Source organism: Pseudomonas sp. CFBP 5748 (genome assembly GCF_053850495.1).
Genome location: NZ_JBSPTN010000010.1, coordinates 93,755 through 111,363 on the forward strand (window position 1 = coordinate 93,755; position 17,609 = coordinate 111,363).

17 protein-coding genes are annotated in these 17,609 nt (G+C 63.3%); all 17 read right to left on the bottom strand.

Translation table 11 applies throughout. The features are described from left to right. Positions 1 to 56 precede the first annotated feature (56 nt). Entirely contained in the window at positions 57 to 917 is an 861-nt protein-coding gene (gene urtD / locus ACWNZ1_RS22015; protein WP_135843475.1) for an urea ABC transporter ATP-binding protein UrtD, read from the bottom strand. Further along, positions 914 to 1,993 (bottom strand): urea ABC transporter permease subunit UrtC, encoded by a 1,080-nt coding sequence (gene urtC, locus ACWNZ1_RS22020; protein ID WP_256454165.1) that lies wholly within the window; start codon positions 1,991 to 1,993, stop codon positions 914 to 916. Before urtC ends, urtD begins: the two co-directional genes overlap by 4 nt. After that, complete coding sequence (urtB, locus tag ACWNZ1_RS22025; RefSeq protein WP_135843477.1) at positions 1,993 to 3,495, bottom strand: urea ABC transporter permease subunit UrtB; 1,503 nt, start codon at positions 3,493 to 3,495, stop codon at positions 1,993 to 1,995. Before urtB ends, urtC begins: the two co-directional genes overlap by 1 nt. Positions 3,496 to 3,655: 160 nt before the next feature. After that, on the bottom strand, positions 3,656 to 4,921 hold the full coding sequence (gene urtA / locus ACWNZ1_RS22030) for an urea ABC transporter substrate-binding protein (RefSeq protein WP_025211599.1): 1,266 nt from the start codon (positions 4,919 to 4,921) through the stop codon (positions 3,656 to 3,658). A 324-nt stretch (positions 4,922 to 5,245) separates the two neighbouring features. Then, on the bottom strand, positions 5,246 to 6,256 hold the full coding sequence (locus tag ACWNZ1_RS22035) for a FecCD family ABC transporter permease (protein ID WP_135843478.1): 1,011 nt from the start codon (positions 6,254 to 6,256) through the stop codon (positions 5,246 to 5,248). Next, on the bottom strand, positions 6,253 to 7,200 hold the full coding sequence (locus tag ACWNZ1_RS22040; protein WP_256454166.1) for an ABC transporter substrate-binding protein: 948 nt from the start codon (positions 7,198 to 7,200) through the stop codon (positions 6,253 to 6,255). The genes ACWNZ1_RS22035 and ACWNZ1_RS22040 overlap by 4 nt, the downstream gene beginning before the upstream one ends. Next, entirely contained in the window at positions 7,197 to 7,985 is a 789-nt protein-coding gene (locus tag ACWNZ1_RS22045; RefSeq protein WP_135843480.1) for an ABC transporter ATP-binding protein, read from the bottom strand. Before ACWNZ1_RS22045 ends, ACWNZ1_RS22040 begins: the two co-directional genes overlap by 4 nt. Before the next feature lie 201 nt (positions 7,986 to 8,186). Continuing rightward, complete coding sequence (locus tag ACWNZ1_RS22050; RefSeq protein ID WP_135843481.1) at positions 8,187 to 9,566, bottom strand: PepSY-associated TM helix domain-containing protein; 1,380 nt, start codon at positions 9,564 to 9,566, stop codon at positions 8,187 to 8,189. Positions 9,567 to 9,696: 130 nt separating this feature from the next. After that, positions 9,697 to 11,823 (bottom strand): TonB-dependent copper receptor, encoded by a 2,127-nt coding sequence (locus tag ACWNZ1_RS22055; protein WP_456027885.1) that lies wholly within the window; start codon positions 11,821 to 11,823, stop codon positions 9,697 to 9,699. 83 nt (positions 11,824 to 11,906) lie between these two features. Further along, a complete protein-coding gene (locus tag ACWNZ1_RS22060) occupies positions 11,907 to 12,290 on the bottom strand; it encodes a DUF2946 domain-containing protein (protein ID WP_265073084.1) in 384 nt (127 codons plus the stop codon). A gap of 57 nt (positions 12,291 to 12,347) precedes the next feature. Continuing rightward, positions 12,348 to 12,827, bottom strand: a complete 480-nt coding sequence (locus tag ACWNZ1_RS22065) for a copper chaperone PCu(A)C (protein WP_053185402.1) — start codon at positions 12,825 to 12,827, stop codon at positions 12,348 to 12,350. Positions 12,828 to 12,873: 46 nt separating this feature from the next. Continuing rightward, positions 12,874 to 13,272, bottom strand: a complete 399-nt coding sequence (locus ACWNZ1_RS22070) for a DUF2946 domain-containing protein (protein ID WP_265072644.1) — start codon at positions 13,270 to 13,272, stop codon at positions 12,874 to 12,876. A 153-nt stretch (positions 13,273 to 13,425) separates the two neighbouring features. Then, a complete protein-coding gene (locus ACWNZ1_RS22075; RefSeq protein ID WP_406822751.1) occupies positions 13,426 to 13,626 on the bottom strand; it encodes a helix-turn-helix domain-containing transcriptional regulator in 201 nt (66 codons plus the stop codon). 235 nt (positions 13,627 to 13,861) lie between these two features. Further along, the gene (locus ACWNZ1_RS22080) at positions 13,862 to 14,221 is read right to left on the bottom strand and encodes a DUF6124 family protein (RefSeq protein WP_053185407.1); all 360 of its coding nucleotides are present in this window, start codon (positions 14,219 to 14,221) and stop codon (positions 13,862 to 13,864) included. A gap of 359 nt (positions 14,222 to 14,580) precedes the next feature. After that, on the bottom strand, positions 14,581 to 15,303 hold the full coding sequence (locus ACWNZ1_RS22085; RefSeq protein ID WP_256454171.1) for a cobalt-precorrin-6A reductase: 723 nt from the start codon (positions 15,301 to 15,303) through the stop codon (positions 14,581 to 14,583). Next, a complete protein-coding gene (locus ACWNZ1_RS22090; RefSeq protein ID WP_256454172.1) occupies positions 15,300 to 16,397 on the bottom strand; it encodes a cobalt-precorrin-5B (C(1))-methyltransferase in 1,098 nt (365 codons plus the stop codon). The genes ACWNZ1_RS22085 and ACWNZ1_RS22090 overlap by 4 nt, the downstream gene beginning before the upstream one ends. Further along, positions 16,390 to 17,601 carry a precorrin-6y C5,15-methyltransferase (decarboxylating) subunit CbiE gene (gene cbiE / locus ACWNZ1_RS22095; RefSeq protein ID WP_456027886.1) on the bottom strand — a complete coding sequence of 404 codons (1,212 nt, stop codon included), beginning with the start codon at positions 17,599 to 17,601 and terminating at the stop codon, positions 16,390 to 16,392. Before cbiE ends, ACWNZ1_RS22090 begins: the two co-directional genes overlap by 8 nt. Positions 17,602 to 17,609 lie beyond the last annotated feature (8 nt).

Here is a 17,609-nt window from a genome sequence, read left to right on the forward strand (position 1 = left end):
CAATGGCTTTCTGTGGGAGCAAAGCCCGCTCCCACAGAGGGAATGTGTTCGCAGGGCTACCGACCGAGATACACCTCGATCACTCGCTCATTGTCCTGCACCTGTTCCAGCGACCCTTCGGCCAGCACACTGCCCTGGTGCAGCACGGTGACGTGGTCGGCAATCGCGCCGACGAAGCCCATGTCGTGTTCCACCACCATCAGCGAGTGCTTGCCCGCCAGGGATTTGAACAGCTCGGCGGTGAACTCGGTTTCGGCGTCGGTCATGCCCGCCACCGGCTCGTCGAGCAGCAACAGTTGTGGGTCCTGCACCAGCAGCATGCCGATCTCCAGGAACTGCTTCTGCCCATGGGACAGCAACCCGGCGGCGCGATTGACCGACGACGTGAGGCGAATGGTCTCCAGCACTTCGCTGATGCGCGTGTGTTGTTCGCCGGTGAGTTTGGCCCGCAGGCTGGCCCATACCGATTTGTCGGTCTTGAGCGCCAGTTCCAGGTTTTCGAACACGCTCAAGGCTTCGAATACCGTGGGTTTCTGGAACTTGCGACCGATGCCGGCCTGGGCGATTTGCACCTCGCTCATGCTGGTCAGGTCCAGGGTTTCGCCGAACCAGGCCTTGCCATGGCTGGGCCGGGTCTTGCCGGTGATCACGTCCATCAGTGTGGTCTTGCCCGCACCGTTGGGGCCGATGATGCAGCGCAATTCGCCGACGCCGATGTACAGGTTCAGATCGTTCAGGGCCTTGAAGCCGTCGAAGCTGACGCTGATGTCTTCCAGGGTCAGGATCGTGCCGTGACGGGTGTTCAGGCCAACGCCGGCCGCCTGGCCGAGGCCGATGGCGTCGCGGCTGCTGCCCTGGTCTTTGTTGGGTTCGAGGATGGGTTCGAGCATGAAATCGGCCGTCGGTGTGATTCTCATTGTTCGCCTCTCTTCTTCAGCAAGCCGATCACGCCTTTAGGCAGATACAGCGTCACGACGATGAACAGCGCGCCAAGGAAGAACAGCCAATACTCGGGAAACGCCACGGTGAACCAGCTCTTCATGCCGTTGACTACACCGGCGCCCAGCAGTGGTCCGATCAGCGTTCCGCGCCCGCCGAGGGCGACCCACACGGCAGCTTCGATGGAGTTGGTCGGTGACATTTCGCTGGGGTTGATGATGCCCACCTGCGGTACGTACAACGCCCCGGCCAGGCCGCACAACACCGCGCTCAACACCCAGACGAACAGCTTGAAGCCACGGGGATCGTAGCCGCAGAACATCAGGCGGTTTTCCGCGTCGCGCAGGGCGGTCAACACACGACCGAATTTACTGCGGGCCAGGCGCCAGCCGATGAACAGGCTCGCCACCAGCAACAATACCGTGCTCAGGAACAGCACCGCCCGGGTGCCCGGCTCGGTGATGCCAAAGCCCAGGATCGAGCGGAAGTTGGTGAAGCCGTTGTTGCCGCCAAACCCGGTTTCGTTGCGGAAAAACAGCAGCATCCCGGCGAAGGTCAGGGCCTGGGTCATGATCGAGAAATACACGCCCTTGATCCGCGAGCGGAAGGCGAAGAAACCGAATACCAACGCCAGCAACCCCGGTGCCAGCACCACCAGGCACATGGCCCAGATAAAGCTGTCGGTACCGGCCCAGTACCAGGGCAGTTCGGTCCACGACAAGAAGGTCATGAACGCCGGCAAGCCATCACCGGCAGCCTGGCGCATCAGGTACATGCCCATGGCGTAGCCGCCCAGGGCGAAGAACAGGCCATGACCGAGGGAGAGCAAGCCGGCATAACCCCAGACCAGGTCCAGGGCCAGGGCGACGATGGCGTAGCAGAGAATCTTGCCCACCAGGGTCAGGGTATATGCCGAAACATGCAGCGGGTTGTCCGCCGCCAACAGCGACAGCAGCGGCAGGCTCAGCAGCACGGCCAGGATCAGCACACCGACGGCGAGAGTGACTTTGGGACCGGCCTTTTGCGTGGCCGTGAGCATCAGGGGCTGGTTCATCAGTCGATTACCCGTCCTTTGAGCGCGAAGAGGCCTTGCGGACGCTTCTGGATGAACAGAATGATCAGCGCGAGGATCAGGATCTTGCCGAGTACGGCGCCGATCTGCGGTTCGAGAATCTTGTTGGCGATGCCCAGGCCGAAGGCGGCGAACACGCTACCGGCCAACTGGCCGACGCCACCGAGCACCACCACCAGGAACGAGTCGATGATGTAGCTCTGGCCCAGGTCCGGGCCGACGTTGCCGATCTGGCTCAGGGCCACGCCACCGAGTCCGGCGATGCCCGAGCCGAGGCCGAACGCGAGCATGTCCACGCGGCCGGTGGGCACGCCGCAGCAGGCAGCCATGTTGCGGTTCTGGGTGACGGCGCGCACGTTCAGGCCCAAGCGGGTCTTGTTCAGCAGCAGCCAGGTCAACACCACCACGAACAGGGCGAAGGCGATGATCACGATGCGGTTGTACGGCAGCACCAGGTTCGGCAACACCTGGATCCCGCCCGACAGCCAGGCCGGGTTGGCGACTTCGACGTTCTGCGCGCCGAACAGCAGGCGCACCAGTTGGATCAGCATCAGGCTGATGCCCCAGGTGGCGAGCAGGGTTTCCAACGGACGCCCGTAGAGGTGGCGAATCACCGTGCGCTCCAGAGCCATACCGATGGCCGCGGTGATGAAAAACGCCACCGGCAGGGCGATCAGTGGGTAGAACTCGATGGCGTTCGGGGCGAAGCGCTGGAACAGCATCTGCACCACGTAGGTGGAATAGGCCCCCAACATGAGCATCTCGCCGTGGGCCATGTTGATCACCCCCAGCAAGCCGAAGGTGATTGCCAGGCCGAGGGCGGCGAGCAGCAGGATCGAGCCCAGGGACATGCCGCTGAAGGCCTGGCCCAACAACTCGCCCACCAACAGTTTGCGCTTGACCTGGCTGAGGCTGGTTTCAGCGGCGGTGCGTACGTTGGCATCGGTTTCGACGCCGGGTTCGAGCAGGCCTTCGAGGCGGGTACGGGCCAGTGGGTCGCCGGTTTCCCCCAGCAATCGCACGGCGGCCAGGCGCACGCTCGGGTTGGCGTCCACCAGTTGCAGGTTTGCCAGGGCCAGGCTCAGGGCGGCGTGCACGTCTTCGTCCTGCTCGCCGGCCAGTTGTCGGTCGAGGAAAGCCAGTTGGGCTGGACGGGCGCTTTTTTGCAATTGCTGCGCGGCGCCCAGGCGCACGTGGGCATCGACGGCAAGCAGTTGATGGCTGGCGAGGGCGGTTTCGATCAGCCCGCGCAAGCGGTTGTTCAGGCGCAGAGTCTTGGGTTGGCCGTCGACGGTCAACTGGCCTTGCTGCAAGGCATTGATCAGTTCGACACGCTCCGGCTCAGGCTGCGCGGCCCAGGTTTCCAGGAGCTTGGCCTGCTGGGTCGGATTGGCGGCGACGAAGTCTTCGGTGTCACCGGCGTGGGCCTCCAGCGGCAACAGCAGCACCAGGGCGAGGATGAGGCGGTAAAGGGCGGTGGGCATATGCTAGGCCTTGCGCAGTGCTTTTTGTGGGAGCGGGCTTGCTCGCGAAGGCGGTGTGTCAGACGACTCAAATGTTGAATGTGAATCCGCATTCGCGAGCAAGCCCGCTCCCACAAGGGAGTTGTGTCGGCCTCGATATCCGGGGCCGACACCCATGGGCTCAGTTGCTCTTCACCGCATAGTCAGGCTTCTTGTCGTTGCCGGCGATGAAGGGGCTCCACGGTTGGGCGCGGATCGGGCCTTCGGTCTGCCAGACCACGTTGAACTGACCGTCGGCCTGGATCTCGCCGATCATCACCGGCTTGTGCAGGTGGTGGTTGGTCTTGTCCATGGTCAGGGTATAGCCCGACGGCGCGGCGAAGGTCTGGCCGGCCAGGGCTTCGCGGACTTTGTCGACGTCGGTGGACTTGGCTTTTTCCACCGCTTGCGCCCACATGTGGATACCAACGTAAGTGGCCTCCATCGGGTCGTTGGTCACGGCTTTATCCGCGCCTGGCAGGTTCTTGGCCTTGGCATAGGCCTTCCAGGAATCAACGAATTTCTTGTTCGCCGGGTTATCCACGGACTCGAAGTAGTTCCACGCCGCCAGGTTGCCCACCAGCGGTTTGGTGTCGATGCCGCGCAGTTCTTCCTCGCCCACGGAGAACGCCACGACCGGTACGTCGGTGGCCTTCAGGCCCTGGTTCGCCAGTTCCTTATAGAAGGGCACGTTGGAGTCGCCGTTGACTGTGGAAATGACCGCCGTCTTGCCGCCGGCCGAGAACTTTTTGATGTTCGCCACGATGGTCTGGTAATCGCTGTGGCCGAACGGGGTGTAGACCTCTTCGATGTCCTTGTCCGCCACACCTTTGGAGTGCAGGAACGAGCGCAGGATCTTGTTGGTGGTGCGCGGGTAGACGTAGTCGGTGCCCAGCAGGAAGTAGCGCTTGGCGCTGCCACCTTCTTCGCTCATCAGGTATTCCACCGCCGGAATCGCCTGCTGGTTCGGCGCCGCGCCGGTGTAGAACACGTTTGGCGACATCTCTTCGCCTTCGTATTGCACTGGGTAGAACAGCAGGCCGTTGAGTTCTTCGAACACCGGCAACACGGATTTACGCGACACCGACGTCCAGCAGCCGAACACCACGGCAACCTTGTCCTGGGTCAGCAGTTGACGGCCCTTTTCCGCGAACAGCGGCCAGTTCGACGCCGGGTCCACGACCACCGCTTCGAGCTTCTTGCCGTTCACACCACCCTTGGCGTTGATCTCATCGATGGTCATCAGCGCCATGTCCTTGAGGGACGTTTCGGAGATCGCCATGGTCCCGGACAGCGAATGCAGGATGCCGACCTTGATGGTTTCGGCGGCCTGGACGGTCCAGGCCATGCCCATCGCGGCAATGCTTGCCGAGAGTGTAAAAGCCTTGATCAAGCTACGACGCTTCATTGTGCGATCTCCGTGGTCTTTTGAGTTTTTTTCGAGGGCAGATGCAAACGCTGAAGGCGCTTTTGCAAGGGGTGTGCCCGGTCGGCAAAAGGCATTGGAAATGCGGGGTTGGCGGGGGATGCGCGCGAGGTAATGCACCATGAATGAACGCATTGCGGGGGCTGGTGCGAGGAGGTGCGCCACATTGGGGCGAGAGGGTTGCAAGTCCCCTGTGGGAGCGAGCTTGCTCGCGATGGCGGTGTGTCAGTCACTTCTAATCTGATTGATCTACCGCTATCGCGAGCAAGCTCGCTCCCACAGGTTGTTTTGCAAGTCAGGTAGAGCTCAGCGGCGGCGCATCAGGCCGATGAAGAACAGGCCGCCGATGGCGGCGGTGGCGACACCAATCGGTAAATCCTCGGGGGCGATCAGTGTCCGCGCCGCCACGTCCACCCACACCAGGAACAGGCTGCCGAGCAGCACGCAGGCCGGCAACAGCCGCCGATGTTCGGCACCGACCAGCCGCCTGGCAATGTGCGGCACCATCAGCCCGACAAAACCAATCGAGCCGCTGATGGACACCAGCACACCGGTCATCAGCGACGCGATCAAAAAGATCCACAACCGTACTTTCGCCGCGTTCAAACCCAAGGTCACGGCGGTCTGTTCGCCGGCCATCAGCGCATTCAGCGGGCGGGCCATGCCCAGCAGTAACACCAGCCCCAGCAACACACTGGTGGCCGGCACAGCCAGCAGTTCCCAGCGCGCCAGGCCCAGGCCGCCGAGCATCCAGAACATCACCGCGGAACTGGCGCGATGGTCACCCAAAAACAGCAGCAGATTGGCCGCCGCCATCATCACGAATGACACCGCCACGCCGCACAGCAACAGCCGATCACTTTCCAGGCGACCCTGGCGACTGGCAATGGCCAGCACCAGCAGCATGCTCAGCAGCGCGCCGATGAACGCGGCCAGTGGCAGGGTCAGCAAGCCGATGATCTCGCCGACATGCAGCACCACGATGACCGCGCCCAGGGTCGCGCCGGACGTGACTCCCAGCAGGTGCGGATCGGCCAGCGGGTTGCGGGTGACCGCTTGCAGCACCGCACCGATCAGCGCGAGCCCCGCGCCCACCAAAGCACCCAGCAGCAAGCGCGGTACACGGATCAGCCAGACGATATGTTCCTGGCCTGGAGTCCAATAGGCGTTACCGACACCAAAAGCCTTGTTCAGCAAAATGTCCCAGACCACCGCCACCGGCACCCGCGCTGGACCAAAACCCAGGGACACCACGCACGACACCAGCATCAGCGCGCCGAGGAGCACCAGCAGGGCGCCATAGCGACGACCGTTCATTGGCGGTGAAAACCCCGCGCCAGGGTTTGCACCGCCAGCACGTTATCGATGCCCGGCGTGGCCTGCACGTAGGGGATCACGATGAAGCGTCGGTGCTTGATCGCCTCCACCGATTGCAGGGCCGGGTTGTCCAGCAGGAATTGCTGCTTCTGCTCGGCGCTGACTTCGCCGTAGTCGACGATCACGATCACCTGCGGGTTGCGCTCCACCACGTTCTCCCAGTTCACCCGGGTCCAACTGGTCTCCACGTCATCCAGAATGTTGCGTCCACCAGCCGCGTCGATCAGGGCCTGGGGCATGCCGAGGCGGCCGGAAGTCATGGCGCGATCTTCGCCGCTGTCATACAGGAACACTCGCGGCTGGTCGGCTGGCAGATGTTTGCGCACATCGGCCACCTGGGCCTGCATCGTGGCGATCAGTGCGTTGGCGCGATCCTGTACGTCGAAAATCCTGCCGAGATTGCGCAGGTCGTTGTAGGTGTCTTCCAGCGAGGCTGGCGGACGTTTCATCACGAACGCGCAGGATTCGGTCAACTCATACACGTTGATGCCCAGCGGTTGCAGGGTCTGTGGCGTCAGGTCGCCGCCCACCCGCATGCCGTAGTCCCAGCCAGCAAAAAAGAAATCGACGTTGGCACTGAGCAGGGTTTCCACCGACGGGTACTTGGCCGCCAGTTCCGGCAGGCCATCGAGAATCTTCGCCATCTCGGGCGTCACCGACTTCCAGCCACTGATGCCGCTGTAGCCGACCATGCGCGGCTTGAGGCCCAGGGCGAGCATCATCTGGGTCATGTTGATGTCATGGCTGACGGCGTGCCGAGGTGCCTCGTTGAACACCACCTGGCGGTTGCAGCTCTGCACCGTCAATGGGTAACGGGTCGCTTCGGCAAGGGCATGGGCGCTGACCAGCAGCAGGGCAAGCGACAGCAGGGAACGCAGGGTCATGGTTGGGTTATCCAGGTAATTCGTGGGTAGCCGGACAGCGGGTGTTCATCCACCAGCGCGTCGACGCCGAACACCTCGCGCAACAGCTCGGTGGTCAGGACATCCTTGGGTGTGCCGCTGGCAACGATGCGCCCGTGTTCGATCACGTACAGTCGGTCACAGAAGGCGGCGGCGAGGTTCAGGTCATGGAGGCTGGCGAGGGTGCCGATGCCCAGGCCTTTGATCAGTTGCAGCAATTGCAATTGATAGTGGGGGTCGAGGTGATTGGTCGGTTCGTCGAGGATCAGCAACTGCGGCTGCTGGGCCAGGGCCCGGGCGAGGATCACCCGTTGCTTTTCACCGCCCGAAAGGGTGGCGAAGCCGTGCTCACCAAAACCTTCAAGCCCCGCCGATTGCAGGGCCTGGAGGACCAGGCGGCGGTCCTCGAGGTTGTCGCCATCGAACAGGCCTTTGTGGGGCGTGCGGCCCATGGCGACCACTTCTTCCACCGTCAGGCCGAAGGCGTCGGGAAACTCTTGCAGCACCACGGCGATGCGTTGGGCGCACCAGCGCGAGGACTGTTTCCAGACGTTGTGATGCTCGAGTTTGACCTCGCCGTGTTCCGGCCGGCTGAAACGGTAGGCACAGCGCAGCAGGCTGGTCTTGCCGCTGCCGTTGGGCCCGATCAACCCGACGAACTCCCCGGCCGCCACCTGCAACGTCACGTCACGCAGCTGGAACTGGTGATGGCAGTGGCCATGGCCCAGGGGCGTCCAGGCGAGGTGGGAGAGGGTTAGCGAGGTCATGCATACACTCAATTATTGGGCCGAAACACAATCCCATTGTGGGAGCGGGCTTGCTCGCGAAGGCGTCTGCACATCCAACATTAATGTGACAGATACACCGCTTTCGCGAGCAAGCCCGCTCCCACATTTGGATGGTGTTCACAGTTCGAAAGACGGGCGCGATTGTAGAGGTTTCGCGTGCCTTCCGTTAATGCACCGTCTTCAGCTTGAAGATGAGACAACCTCAGGCTGGCGATTGAAGCGGGTGACGAGCCGATCCAACACCCACACCACCACCAGCGAAGCCCCAACCAACGGGAACACCACCGCCAGGGCCAGCATGATGAACACCCCGGTTTTCCACGTCGGCAGATCGTGACGCAGTGGCGGTACGCCGAACTTGCCCTCTGGCCGGCGCTTCCACCAGATCACTACGCCACTGACAGCGCTGAGCAGGATCATCAGGCAAATCAGCAGCACAATGATCTGGTTCAGCGGGCCAAACATCTTGCCTTCGTGGAGCATCACCCCGGTTTCGGTGGCGCGGGCCACCACGCTGTAGTGCGTCCAGCGCACGTCGGCCAGGACCTTGCCGGTGTACTGGTCCACGTGCAGGGTGGCGTCATTGCGCGGGTCGTCGGCGAACACGGCGATGGTGAACACACCGGTGGACGTGGTCGGCAAGGTGATGCTGTAGCCGGGCGTGACCTGGCGTTCGCTGGCGATGTCCTGCACCGCTTGCAGGCTGACGGTCGGGGCGGCGGGGCCGTCGTGCATGCCGCCGTGGGCCATGTGTTCGGCATGGTCGCCGGACATTGGCATCGGCGTGTTTTCCACGGCCCAGGGTACGGTCTGGCGGTGGGCGTTGTTGAGACTGCCTGCCTCCACGTCGGACTTGGGCACGTCGTTCCACATCGCCGCCGGAAAGCGATTCCAGAGGTTGGCGTATTGCTTGCCCCAGAAGCCGGTCCAGGTCATGCCGCTGAGTAGCATCACCAGCAGGAGCGCCGCCCCCCAGAAGCCGATGACCACGTGCAGGTCGCGCCAGAACAAGCGGCCACGACTGCTCCAGCGTGGCCACAGCACACCGGCCGACGATTGTCCGCGCGGCCACCACAGGAACAGCCCGGACACCACCAGCACCACGCCCCAGCCGGCGGCCATTTCTACCAGGCGATCACCGACGGTGCCGATCAGCAACTCGCCATGGATGGCCCGGGCCATGGCTTGCAGGTTGTTTTTCGCATCCTGCTCGCCGAGGACATCGCCATGGTACGGGTCGATGAACACGTTCAGTTCCCGGCCTTTGTCGATCACCACGAACTGCGCGCTGCGCTCGGCGTTGGGCGGCGGCAGGTACTGTTTGACCTGGCCTTCGGGGTAGGCCTGGCGGATCTGCTTGAGCAAGTCGTCCGCCGCCAGGGTGTGATGGCCGGCGGGCACGTTCAGCAGGCTGCCGTACATCAACGGGTCGAGTTGCGGCTTGAACAGGTAAATGATGCCGGTCAGGGCCAGCATCACCATGAAAGGCGCCACGAACAGCCCGGCGTAAAAATGCCAGCGCCAGGCCAGGTTGTAGAAATTGGGTTTCGGTTGGCTCATTGCAAAGCGCTCCGCAGGGCAAATTGGGTTGTTATGTTGTGCGGTCAGTCAAGGTGGACCGAAAACCCTGTGGGAGCGAGCTTGCTCGCTCCCACAGTGGGTGTCCTCGCTGACAGATCTCCGGTGCTGGTTAGAAACTCATATCCACCTTGGTCCAGAGCGTGCGCCCCGGTTCGTTGATGGCTTGCGGGTCGCTCGCCGGGTAACCGAACCCGGCGTTGCCGGCCAGGTTCAAGTGTTCGGCGTAGGCTTTGCCAAACAGGTTGTCCACGCCGCTGCTGACCTTCCAGTGCTGGTTGATGCGGTAGGCGCCGTTGAGTGAGAACACGCCGAAGCCCGAGCTTTTGCCGTAGTCCTTGCCCACCACGTTACCCTTGTTCTCGTCGACCCGGTGCTGCGCCGCCACCACACGCCACAAAGCGCCGGCACTCCAGCGGTCTTCGCTGTAGGTCAGGCCCAGGCGTGCGTCCAGTGGTGGCATTTGCGCCAGGGCGCTGCCGTCGCTGCTGTTCTTGCCCCAGGCGTAGGCCAGGGTCGCATCGGCTTTCCAGCGCTCGGTCAGCTTGTAGGCCGCGCCCAGTTCGCCGCCCATGATCCGCGCGTCGATGTTCTCGGCCCGGGAGGTGGTGCCCATCATGCCGGGGGTGTAGTCGAACAGGATGTAATCGCGCACCTGCCCGACATAACCCGACGCCCAGGCTTCGAGGGTTTCGGTCTTGTACTGCAGGCCGAAGTCGAGCTGGGTGGTTTTCTCCGGCTTGATCGAGTCGAAGGCATTCAGCGAACCGCTGGGGCCGGCGTTCGGCGAGAACAGCTCCCAGTAGTCGGGGAAGCGTTGCGCGTGGCCCACGCCGGCATAGAGGGTGGTGGGACTGTCGGCCAGGTCGTGTTCATAGCGGACGAAACCGCTGGGCAGAGTATCGGCACGGGTCTCGTCGGCAGTCGGATTGGGCCGGGCGGACATGCCGGAGCCGATGCTCTGGCGATAGTCCTTGGCCGAGGCGCGGTCGAGCCGGGCGCCGGTAATCACTCTGTCGCGGTCGGCGGCGTACCAGGTCAACTCACCGAACACGCCGTAGTTATGGAAATCGGCGTCCTTGGTGCGCGGCAGGTCCTTGTAGGTGTCGACACCCATGCTGCTGCGCTGGCGATGCTCGTTGGTCTGGGCATCCAGGCCACTGATCAATTGCACATCGGCCCAGCGCCAGGTGGCCTTGATACGCGCCCCCAGGGTGCGGCGGTCGACGTTGGAGGCCATGGGCCCGGCCATCATCCCGGTGCCGGACGGTGTGCGCAGGGTGTAGTTGTCCATCACATGGTCGGCGTAGTTGTAGTAGACCTGCGCCTCGACCTTATCCAGCACCTCGCCGATGTTCGAACGCTCGAAACGCAGCCCGAGGCTTTCGCGCTTGAACTGTGAGCCGTCCATGCTGCGCCCGGCGTAGCGCGCTTCGCCGTCGCCTTTGCCGGCGGTCAGCTCCAACAGGGTGTCGGCGTCCGGTGTCCAGCCCAGCGTCACGTCGCCGTTCCACTTGTCGTAGCGCGACGGTACGGTGTCGTTGTTGCCGTCGCGGTAATCGTCCGAATGGGCGGTGTTGCCAATCACCCGTACATAACCCAGCGGCCCACCAGCGGCGGCATCCACCACTTTGTCGAAACGGCCGTTGGAGCCGGCCAGCACGCTGGCGTTGACCCGGGTGCCGAGTTCGCCGAACTGCTCAGGCTCGCGCTCGAACAGCACCGTCCCGGCCGATGCGCCGGGGCCCCAGAGCACGGTTTGCGGGCCTTTGATGACGGTGAGCTTGTCGTAGGTTTCCGGCGATATGTAGGACGTCGGCGCGTCCATCCGGCCTGGGCAAGCACCCAACAACATGCTGCCGTTGGTGAGGATGTTCAGCCGTGAGCCGAACATGCCGCGCAACACCGGGTCGCCATTGGTGCCGCCGTTGCGCACCAGGGCGAAGCCGGGGATGGTCTTGAGGTAGTCGCCGCCGTCACTGGCCGGCACCGGTTGGCGCGGGTCCTTGGGATTGGTGACGACGGTCAGGGGCGAGCTGGGGGCGATGGCGGTGATGACCGTCGGGCTCAGTTCTTCGACCTGCTTGTCGTGATGCTCGTGCTCATCGGCAAGTACGAGTGGGGTGAGCAGCAGGCCGCACAGGGCGGCGATGGTTTGGCGTAAACGAACTCGTGGCTCGTTCAGGGGGCAGCGAACCTGGGCAGCGCCCAAAGCGATGCCAGCAGAAAACCTGGACATGATGATTCCATCGAACAAACGTAGACGACGCGGTCGGGCAGCCTGGGGCTGTCTTGTACGACCGGGTTGGGTAAGTGTCGGGCTTACGCGTCGAGGGGCGGTGCGCGGGTGCGGGCACCGGGGAAGAACGCAGGCCGGGCATGGCCCAGGCGTGGGGAAGGGCTGGTGTAGGTGTTGGTGTGGGGTGTGTCGAAGACCGCGAAGGTGTGACCGCCAGGCAGTGCGGGGCAATTGAACAGCAGGCTGCAATAGCCGCACTTTTCCCACAATGCATGGTGCTCGCTCTGGGGCGGGCAGTGTTCGGCTGCCGGCGCTTCGTGCGCCGACATGCCCATCTCCATGTTCATGTCCATGGACACAGGCATGGACATACGCTGACCCATCGGCATCGACTGGGAAATCAGCGGGCCGATAAAGATCATCAGCATGGCGAACAGGCTGATCCAGCTGCCGCGTGTCAGGCTCATGGGCTGACGGCGGGGCATGGACTGCCTGGCGCGAAGAGGTTGCACGGGCGGCTACGACTACTGGGCGTGCATGTGCGTCTTGGTGCCGTCGGGTGCTTTTTTCTGCACCGCGACGTCGACCGTGACATCCCCGGCTTTTTCAAAATGCAGGGTCATGGCAAAGCGTTTGCCATCGCTGAGCAGGCTGCGGTCCTTCAGGTCCAGCAGCATCACGTGATACGCCATCGGCGCGAAGGTGACGGTCGCACCGGGGGCGATATCAACGATGGGCACCGGCTGCATTTTCATCAGGTCGTTTTGCATCACATGCTCGTGGAGCTCGGCCTTGCCGGCAATCGGCGAGTCGACGCTGAGCAGCTTGTCGGCGGTGGTGCCGCCGTTGTGAATCACGAAATACGCGGCCACGGTCGGTGCGTTGGGCGGCAACTCCTGGGACCACGGATGGGCGATCTCAAGCTCGCCCACCTTGTACTGGTGAGCTTGGGCGAAGCCGACGGGAAGCAATAGGGCAGCCAGCAGGATAAGTCTGTTCAACATGGCGATTCTCCGGAACGATTCAGGGCGCAGTTTGATGCGGGAAGAATCAGGCCAGAGGCGAGGCGCGGGGGTTGAGGCTGGGCCATTGCTGGCGTGGCGTGGGGCTGTCGAGCGTCGAGTGAGCGGCACTGCGATGGGCCAGTTGTGCATCCAGATACAACTGCGGGACATGCCCGGCGAGCGCCACCAACGGCGCTGAGCCTGAGCAGCACCAGCAATGCTGCATGGTCGAGTGACTGTCTTTCTGCGGTGTGTCTTGTTCGAGTTTGCCCAGGGAAATCGCCAGCATCTTTGTGCCGCTGGAGGAACAGAAACTGCCCCACAGCAGTTGCTCGGCTGACGCATCGGCGGTCGCACCACCGCTGTTGGAAAGCGGCATGGCAAGCATGTTGAACAGCACTGCGAAGCAGGCGATCCAGGCAAATGCAAGCCGTTGTCGGGACATGGGGCAATCCGCTCGGTTGGGCGATCAGGTGGCGGTATTTAGCCTGATCGGGGTTGAGAAGTAAAAAGGCCACGTGCGGTGTAGGGTCGCAGGGCTGGTGTTAACAGTAGCAACAGATCTTCGAGTGAGTGTTTTTGTGGCGAGGGATGTTGATCAGTTGGCTCTCGATCGTTCCATATCCTCATTGGTAGCAACTTGCATCCTCCCTGTTGCCTGAACGACGTCGTTAAGGGCCGCGCGAATCAGTATCCCATCACCGGCATCCTCTTCGAAACACGCAACCGGATAAGCGACCATTTCCTCATGTGTATTGAGATAGGTGGCAGCGTCGAAACGCGTGAGTTTTTCGACCATGACTGACTCTCCATTGGTAATGTCATCCACCTTCTGACGGTGCATGAGATCCTTGTGGCGAGGGGATTTATCCCCGTTGGGCTGCGTAGCAGCCCCAAGAGCAGTGAATGCAGTCCGCCAGACAAAACTGTGAGCTTATGTTTTGGGACTGCTTCGCAGCCCAGCGGGGATAAATCCCCTCGCCACAGGGGTGGGTTTGACCAATCGATTTTGATCAAACCCAACGTCCTGTCGCTTATCTCGGGTCGACCACATCCAATGCCCGATTCGCCAACAACTGGCCCAGCTCAATCATCTGCTGGACCCCTTGCGCGATATGTCGTCGCGAGCCCTCCAGATCGAATGCGAGGTCGCTGACCATGGCATTGGCCGAGGCCAGGGTTTCGCTGAGGTTGGCGAGCAGGCATTCGGCGTCGATGTTAGGTGCGATGACGAAAAGTGTATCTAGCCTGTCGGATGGTTCTTTGTCGGCTGACGGCTTGAGGTAATAGTCCAAGGCGCGGGTGGCCGCATCGTCGAGTTTTTTGGCGTTGGCCGACTGGCAACGGGATGTGTGGTCGTCTGGGGTTGGGGGATTCGGTGTGTTCTTGAACATTGCTGGAAACTCCATGTTATGGAGCCGCAACCGTTTCGCGACTAAACGAAGGGCGGCGGCTGTGCGCAGGTTAGTCGACCGGGGAGTCCAGCATTACCGGCGCGCCCGAAGGCGCCCTGCGCACAACCACCATCAAGTGCAGGGATGAAATACCTGACTGACGAAGCTTGTGAACCCGCTGAAAACCTCGGGCGACTAAACCCGATCACTGAAGGGCAGTGACGGGAATCAAGTTACCGAGGGCCTCCAAGGCGCACAAGCCGGCGGATTCTGGCGTAGTTGTAGGCAGCGACGCAAGGTGATGTAGCCTGCTGACGTAGTTCTGACAGGACAGGCTTGTAGGACGGTGCAGTTTTCTGTCAGACCAACTGCCGCAGCCCCCGCAACACCTCATCCACCGTCCCAAACTTCCGATCCACCTCCGGCAACACCGGCCGCTTCAACACCAACACCGGCACCCCTCGCTCCCGCGCCACCTCCAGTTTCGGCTCGGTAGCCGTGCTGCCGCTGTTCTTGCTGACCAGCACATCGATCTGCCGTCGTTCGAACAGTTCGCGTTCACCGTCAATGTGAAACGGCCCACGGGCCCCAATCACTTCGCAGCGTTCGTTACCCGGATAAACCTCCAGCGCCCGCAAGGTCCAGAATTGCTCGGGCGGGATTTCATGCAGGTGTTGCAGCGGCTCACGACCGAGGGTGAACAGGGGGCGGTGGAAGGGTTGCAGGGCTTGGATCAGTTCAGCCCAGTCGGCCACTTCGCGCCAGTCATCGCCGGCCCGGGGTTGCCAGGCCGGGCGGCGCAGGGCCCAGCAGGGGATGGCGCAGGCGCGGGCGGCGTGGGCGGCGTTGTGGCTGATCCGGGCGGCGTAGGGGTGGGTGGCGTCCAGCAGCAGGTCGATGCCCTCGGCGCGGATGAAGTGCGCCAGCCCTTCGGCACCGCCGTAGCCGCCGACGCGCACCTGGCAGGTCAGGTCGGTGGGGATGCGGCCGATGCCCGCCAGGCTGTAGATGTGCTGGGGCCCGAGCGTGCGGGCGATGGCCAGGGCCTCGGTGACGCCACCGAGCAGCAGGATACGTTTCATAACAAGGCTCCGGCGTGACCGACGATCCCGCCCTGGCGGTCGATGGCGAAGACTTCGACCTGGACCTGGGCCGGCACCACGCTGCGAGCGAAGGCCAGCGCGTGCTCACACACAGCATCGCCAAGGGCGATGCCGGCGGCGCTGGCCATTGCCAGGGCTTGCTGGCTGGTGTTGGCCGCGCGGATGCCTTGCTGCAAAACCTCATCGGCACCGATGGCGGCGGCCCACTCGGCCAGTTGTGGCAGGTCGATGCTCGAGTGACGGCTGTGCAGGTCCATGTGGCCGGCGGCGAGTTTGCTGATTTTGCCAAAGCCGCCGCAGAGGCTGAGCTTATCCACCGGGACCTTGCGCACATGTTTGAGCACGGCGCCGACGAAATCGCCCATTTCGATCAGGGCGATTTCCGGCAGGTTGTAGACCCGGCGCATGGTGTCTTCGCTGGCGTTGCCGGTGCAGGCGGCGATGTGCAGATAGCCGTTGGTTTTCGCCACGTCGATGCCCTGGTGGATCGAGGCAATGTAGGCCGCGCAGGAGAACGGCCGGACGATGCCGCTGGTACCGAGGATCGACAGGCCGCCGAGGATGCCCAGGCGCGGGTTCATGGTTTTCAGCGCCAGGGCTTCGCCGTCCTCGACATTGACCGTGACTTCGAAACCGCCGGTATAACCGCTTTCCTCGGCCAGACGGCCCAGGTGATCGTTGATCATTTTGCGCGGCACCGGGTTGATCGCCGGTTCACCGACGTTCAGCACCAACCCCGGTCGCGTCACCGTGCCGACGCCGCGACCCGCGACGAAACGTACACCGGGCTCGGCGGTCAAGCGCACCTGGGAAAACAACAGGGCGCCGTGGGTCACGTCCGGGTCATCGCCCGCATCCTTGATCGTCCCGGCTTCGGCGCCTTGTTCGGTCAGCCGGCAGAACTCCAGGCGCATCTGCACCTGCTTGCCCTTGGGCAGTACGATTTCCACGGCATCGGCTTCGGTGCCGCGCAGCAGTAATCGAGCGGCCGCCAGGCTGGTGGCCGTGGCGCAACTGCCGGTGGTCAGGCCGCTGCGCAAGGGGGCGGGTTGTTCGGCGGTTTCGTCACGCATCGAGGGGTTTGACCAGGTCGAGCAAGGTGATCGGCAAGGCCTGGCGCCAGGTGTCGAACTCGCCCAAGGGCTGGACCTGGGCAATGTGGATGCGGGTCAGTTCACCGCCGTGACGTTCGCGCCAGTGCATCAGGGTCGTTTCGCTTTGCAGGGTCACGGCGTTGGCGACCAGTCGACCGCCGGGCTTGAGCTGGGTCCAGCAGGCGTCGAGCACGCCTTCGCGGGTGACGCCGCCGCCGACGAATACCGCGTCCGGCCGCTCCAGGTTCGCCAGCGCCAGCGGGGCGCTGCCGCGAATCAGTTGCAGGCCGGGCACGCCGAGGGTGTCGCGGTTGCGTTCGATCAAGCCTTGGCGGCCTTCGTCAGCTTCGATGGCCAGGGCCCGGCAACTGGGGTGGGTGCGCATCCATTCGATGCCGATGGAGCCGCTGCCGGCGCCGACATCCCAGAGCAACTCGCCGGGGGTCGGGGCGAGGCGGGCGAGGGTGATGGCGCGCACGTCGCGTTTGGTCAACTGGCCGTCATGTTCGAAGGCGGTATCGGGCAAACCGGCCAGGCGTGACAGGCGCGGTGTCGACGGTTCGGCGCGGCATTCGATGGCGATGAGGTTCAGGTCGGCGACGCTGTCAGCGGACCATTGCGCGGCGCAACCGTCGATCCGTCGTTCCGCCGCACCGCCCAGATGCTCCAGCACGGTCATGGTGCTCGGGCCGAATCCCCGCTCGCGCAGCAAGGTCGCCACGGCGGCGGGGCTGTGGCGGTCATTGCTCAGCAGTAACAGCCTGACGCCTGTGGATAAATACCCATTGAGCGCCGCCAGGGGACGCGCCACCAGTGACAGCGTGACCACGTCCTGCAACGGCCAGCCCAAGCGCGCCGCGGCCAGTGAACAGGAGGAGGGCGCCGGGATGACCCGCATCTGCTCGCTCGGCAGCTGTTTCGCCAGGCTGGCGCCCACGCCGTAGAACATCGGATCGCCGCTGGCCAGTACACACACTGGTTCACCTTGCCGCGCGAGCAACGGTTCCAGGGAAAACGGGCTCGGCCACAGCGCCCGTTCGCCGCGGATACACAGTGGCAGCAGCGCCAGTTGCCGGTCGCTGCCGACAATGCGTGACGCCCGCAGCAAGGCATGGCGAGCCGTTCGGCCCAGGCCCTTGAAGCCGTCTTCACCGATGCCCACTACGGTCAGCCAGGGGGTCATCTCTGTTC

Coding starts and splice junctions, on each gene's coding strand:
- urtD (WP_135843475.1), bottom strand. CDS start 917: ATGAGAATCACACCGACGGCCGATTTCATGCTCGAACCCATCCTCGAA.
- urtC (WP_256454165.1), bottom strand. CDS start 1,993: ATGAACCAGCCCCTGATGCTCACGGCCACGCAAAAGGCCGGTCCCAAA.
- urtB (WP_135843477.1), bottom strand. CDS start 3,495: ATGCCCACCGCCCTTTACCGCCTCATCCTCGCCCTGGTGCTGCTGTTG.
- urtA (WP_025211599.1), bottom strand. CDS start 4,921: ATGAAGCGTCGTAGCTTGATCAAGGCTTTTACACTCTCGGCAAGCATT.
- ACWNZ1_RS22035 (WP_135843478.1), bottom strand. CDS start 6,256: ATGAACGGTCGTCGCTATGGCGCCCTGCTGGTGCTCCTCGGCGCGCTG.
- ACWNZ1_RS22040 (WP_256454166.1), bottom strand. CDS start 7,200: ATGACCCTGCGTTCCCTGCTGTCGCTTGCCCTGCTGCTGGTCAGCGCC.
- ACWNZ1_RS22045 (WP_135843480.1), bottom strand. CDS start 7,985: ATGACCTCGCTAACCCTCTCCCACCTCGCCTGGACGCCCCTGGGCCAT.
- ACWNZ1_RS22050 (WP_135843481.1), bottom strand. CDS start 9,566: ATGAGCCAACCGAAACCCAATTTCTACAACCTGGCCTGGCGCTGGCAT.
- ACWNZ1_RS22055 (WP_456027885.1), bottom strand. CDS start 11,823: ATGTCCAGGTTTTCTGCTGGCATCGCTTTGGGCGCTGCCCAGGTTCGC.
- ACWNZ1_RS22060 (WP_265073084.1), bottom strand. CDS start 12,290: ATGAGCCTGACACGCGGCAGCTGGATCAGCCTGTTCGCCATGCTGATG.
- ACWNZ1_RS22065 (WP_053185402.1), bottom strand. CDS start 12,827: ATGTTGAACAGACTTATCCTGCTGGCTGCCCTATTGCTTCCCGTCGGC.
- ACWNZ1_RS22070 (WP_265072644.1), bottom strand. CDS start 13,272: ATGTCCCGACAACGGCTTGCATTTGCCTGGATCGCCTGCTTCGCAGTG.
- ACWNZ1_RS22075 (WP_406822751.1), bottom strand. CDS start 13,626: ATGGTCGAAAAACTCACGCGTTTCGACGCTGCCACCTATCTCAATACA.
- ACWNZ1_RS22080 (WP_053185407.1), bottom strand. CDS start 14,221: ATGTTCAAGAACACACCGAATCCCCCAACCCCAGACGACCACACATCC.
- ACWNZ1_RS22085 (WP_256454171.1), bottom strand. CDS start 15,303: ATGAAACGTATCCTGCTGCTCGGTGGCGTCACCGAGGCCCTGGCCATC.
- ACWNZ1_RS22090 (WP_256454172.1), bottom strand. CDS start 16,397: ATGCGTGACGAAACCGCCGAACAACCCGCCCCCTTGCGCAGCGGCCTG.
- cbiE (WP_456027886.1), bottom strand. CDS start 17,601: ATGACCCCCTGGCTGACCGTAGTGGGCATCGGTGAAGACGGCTTCAAG.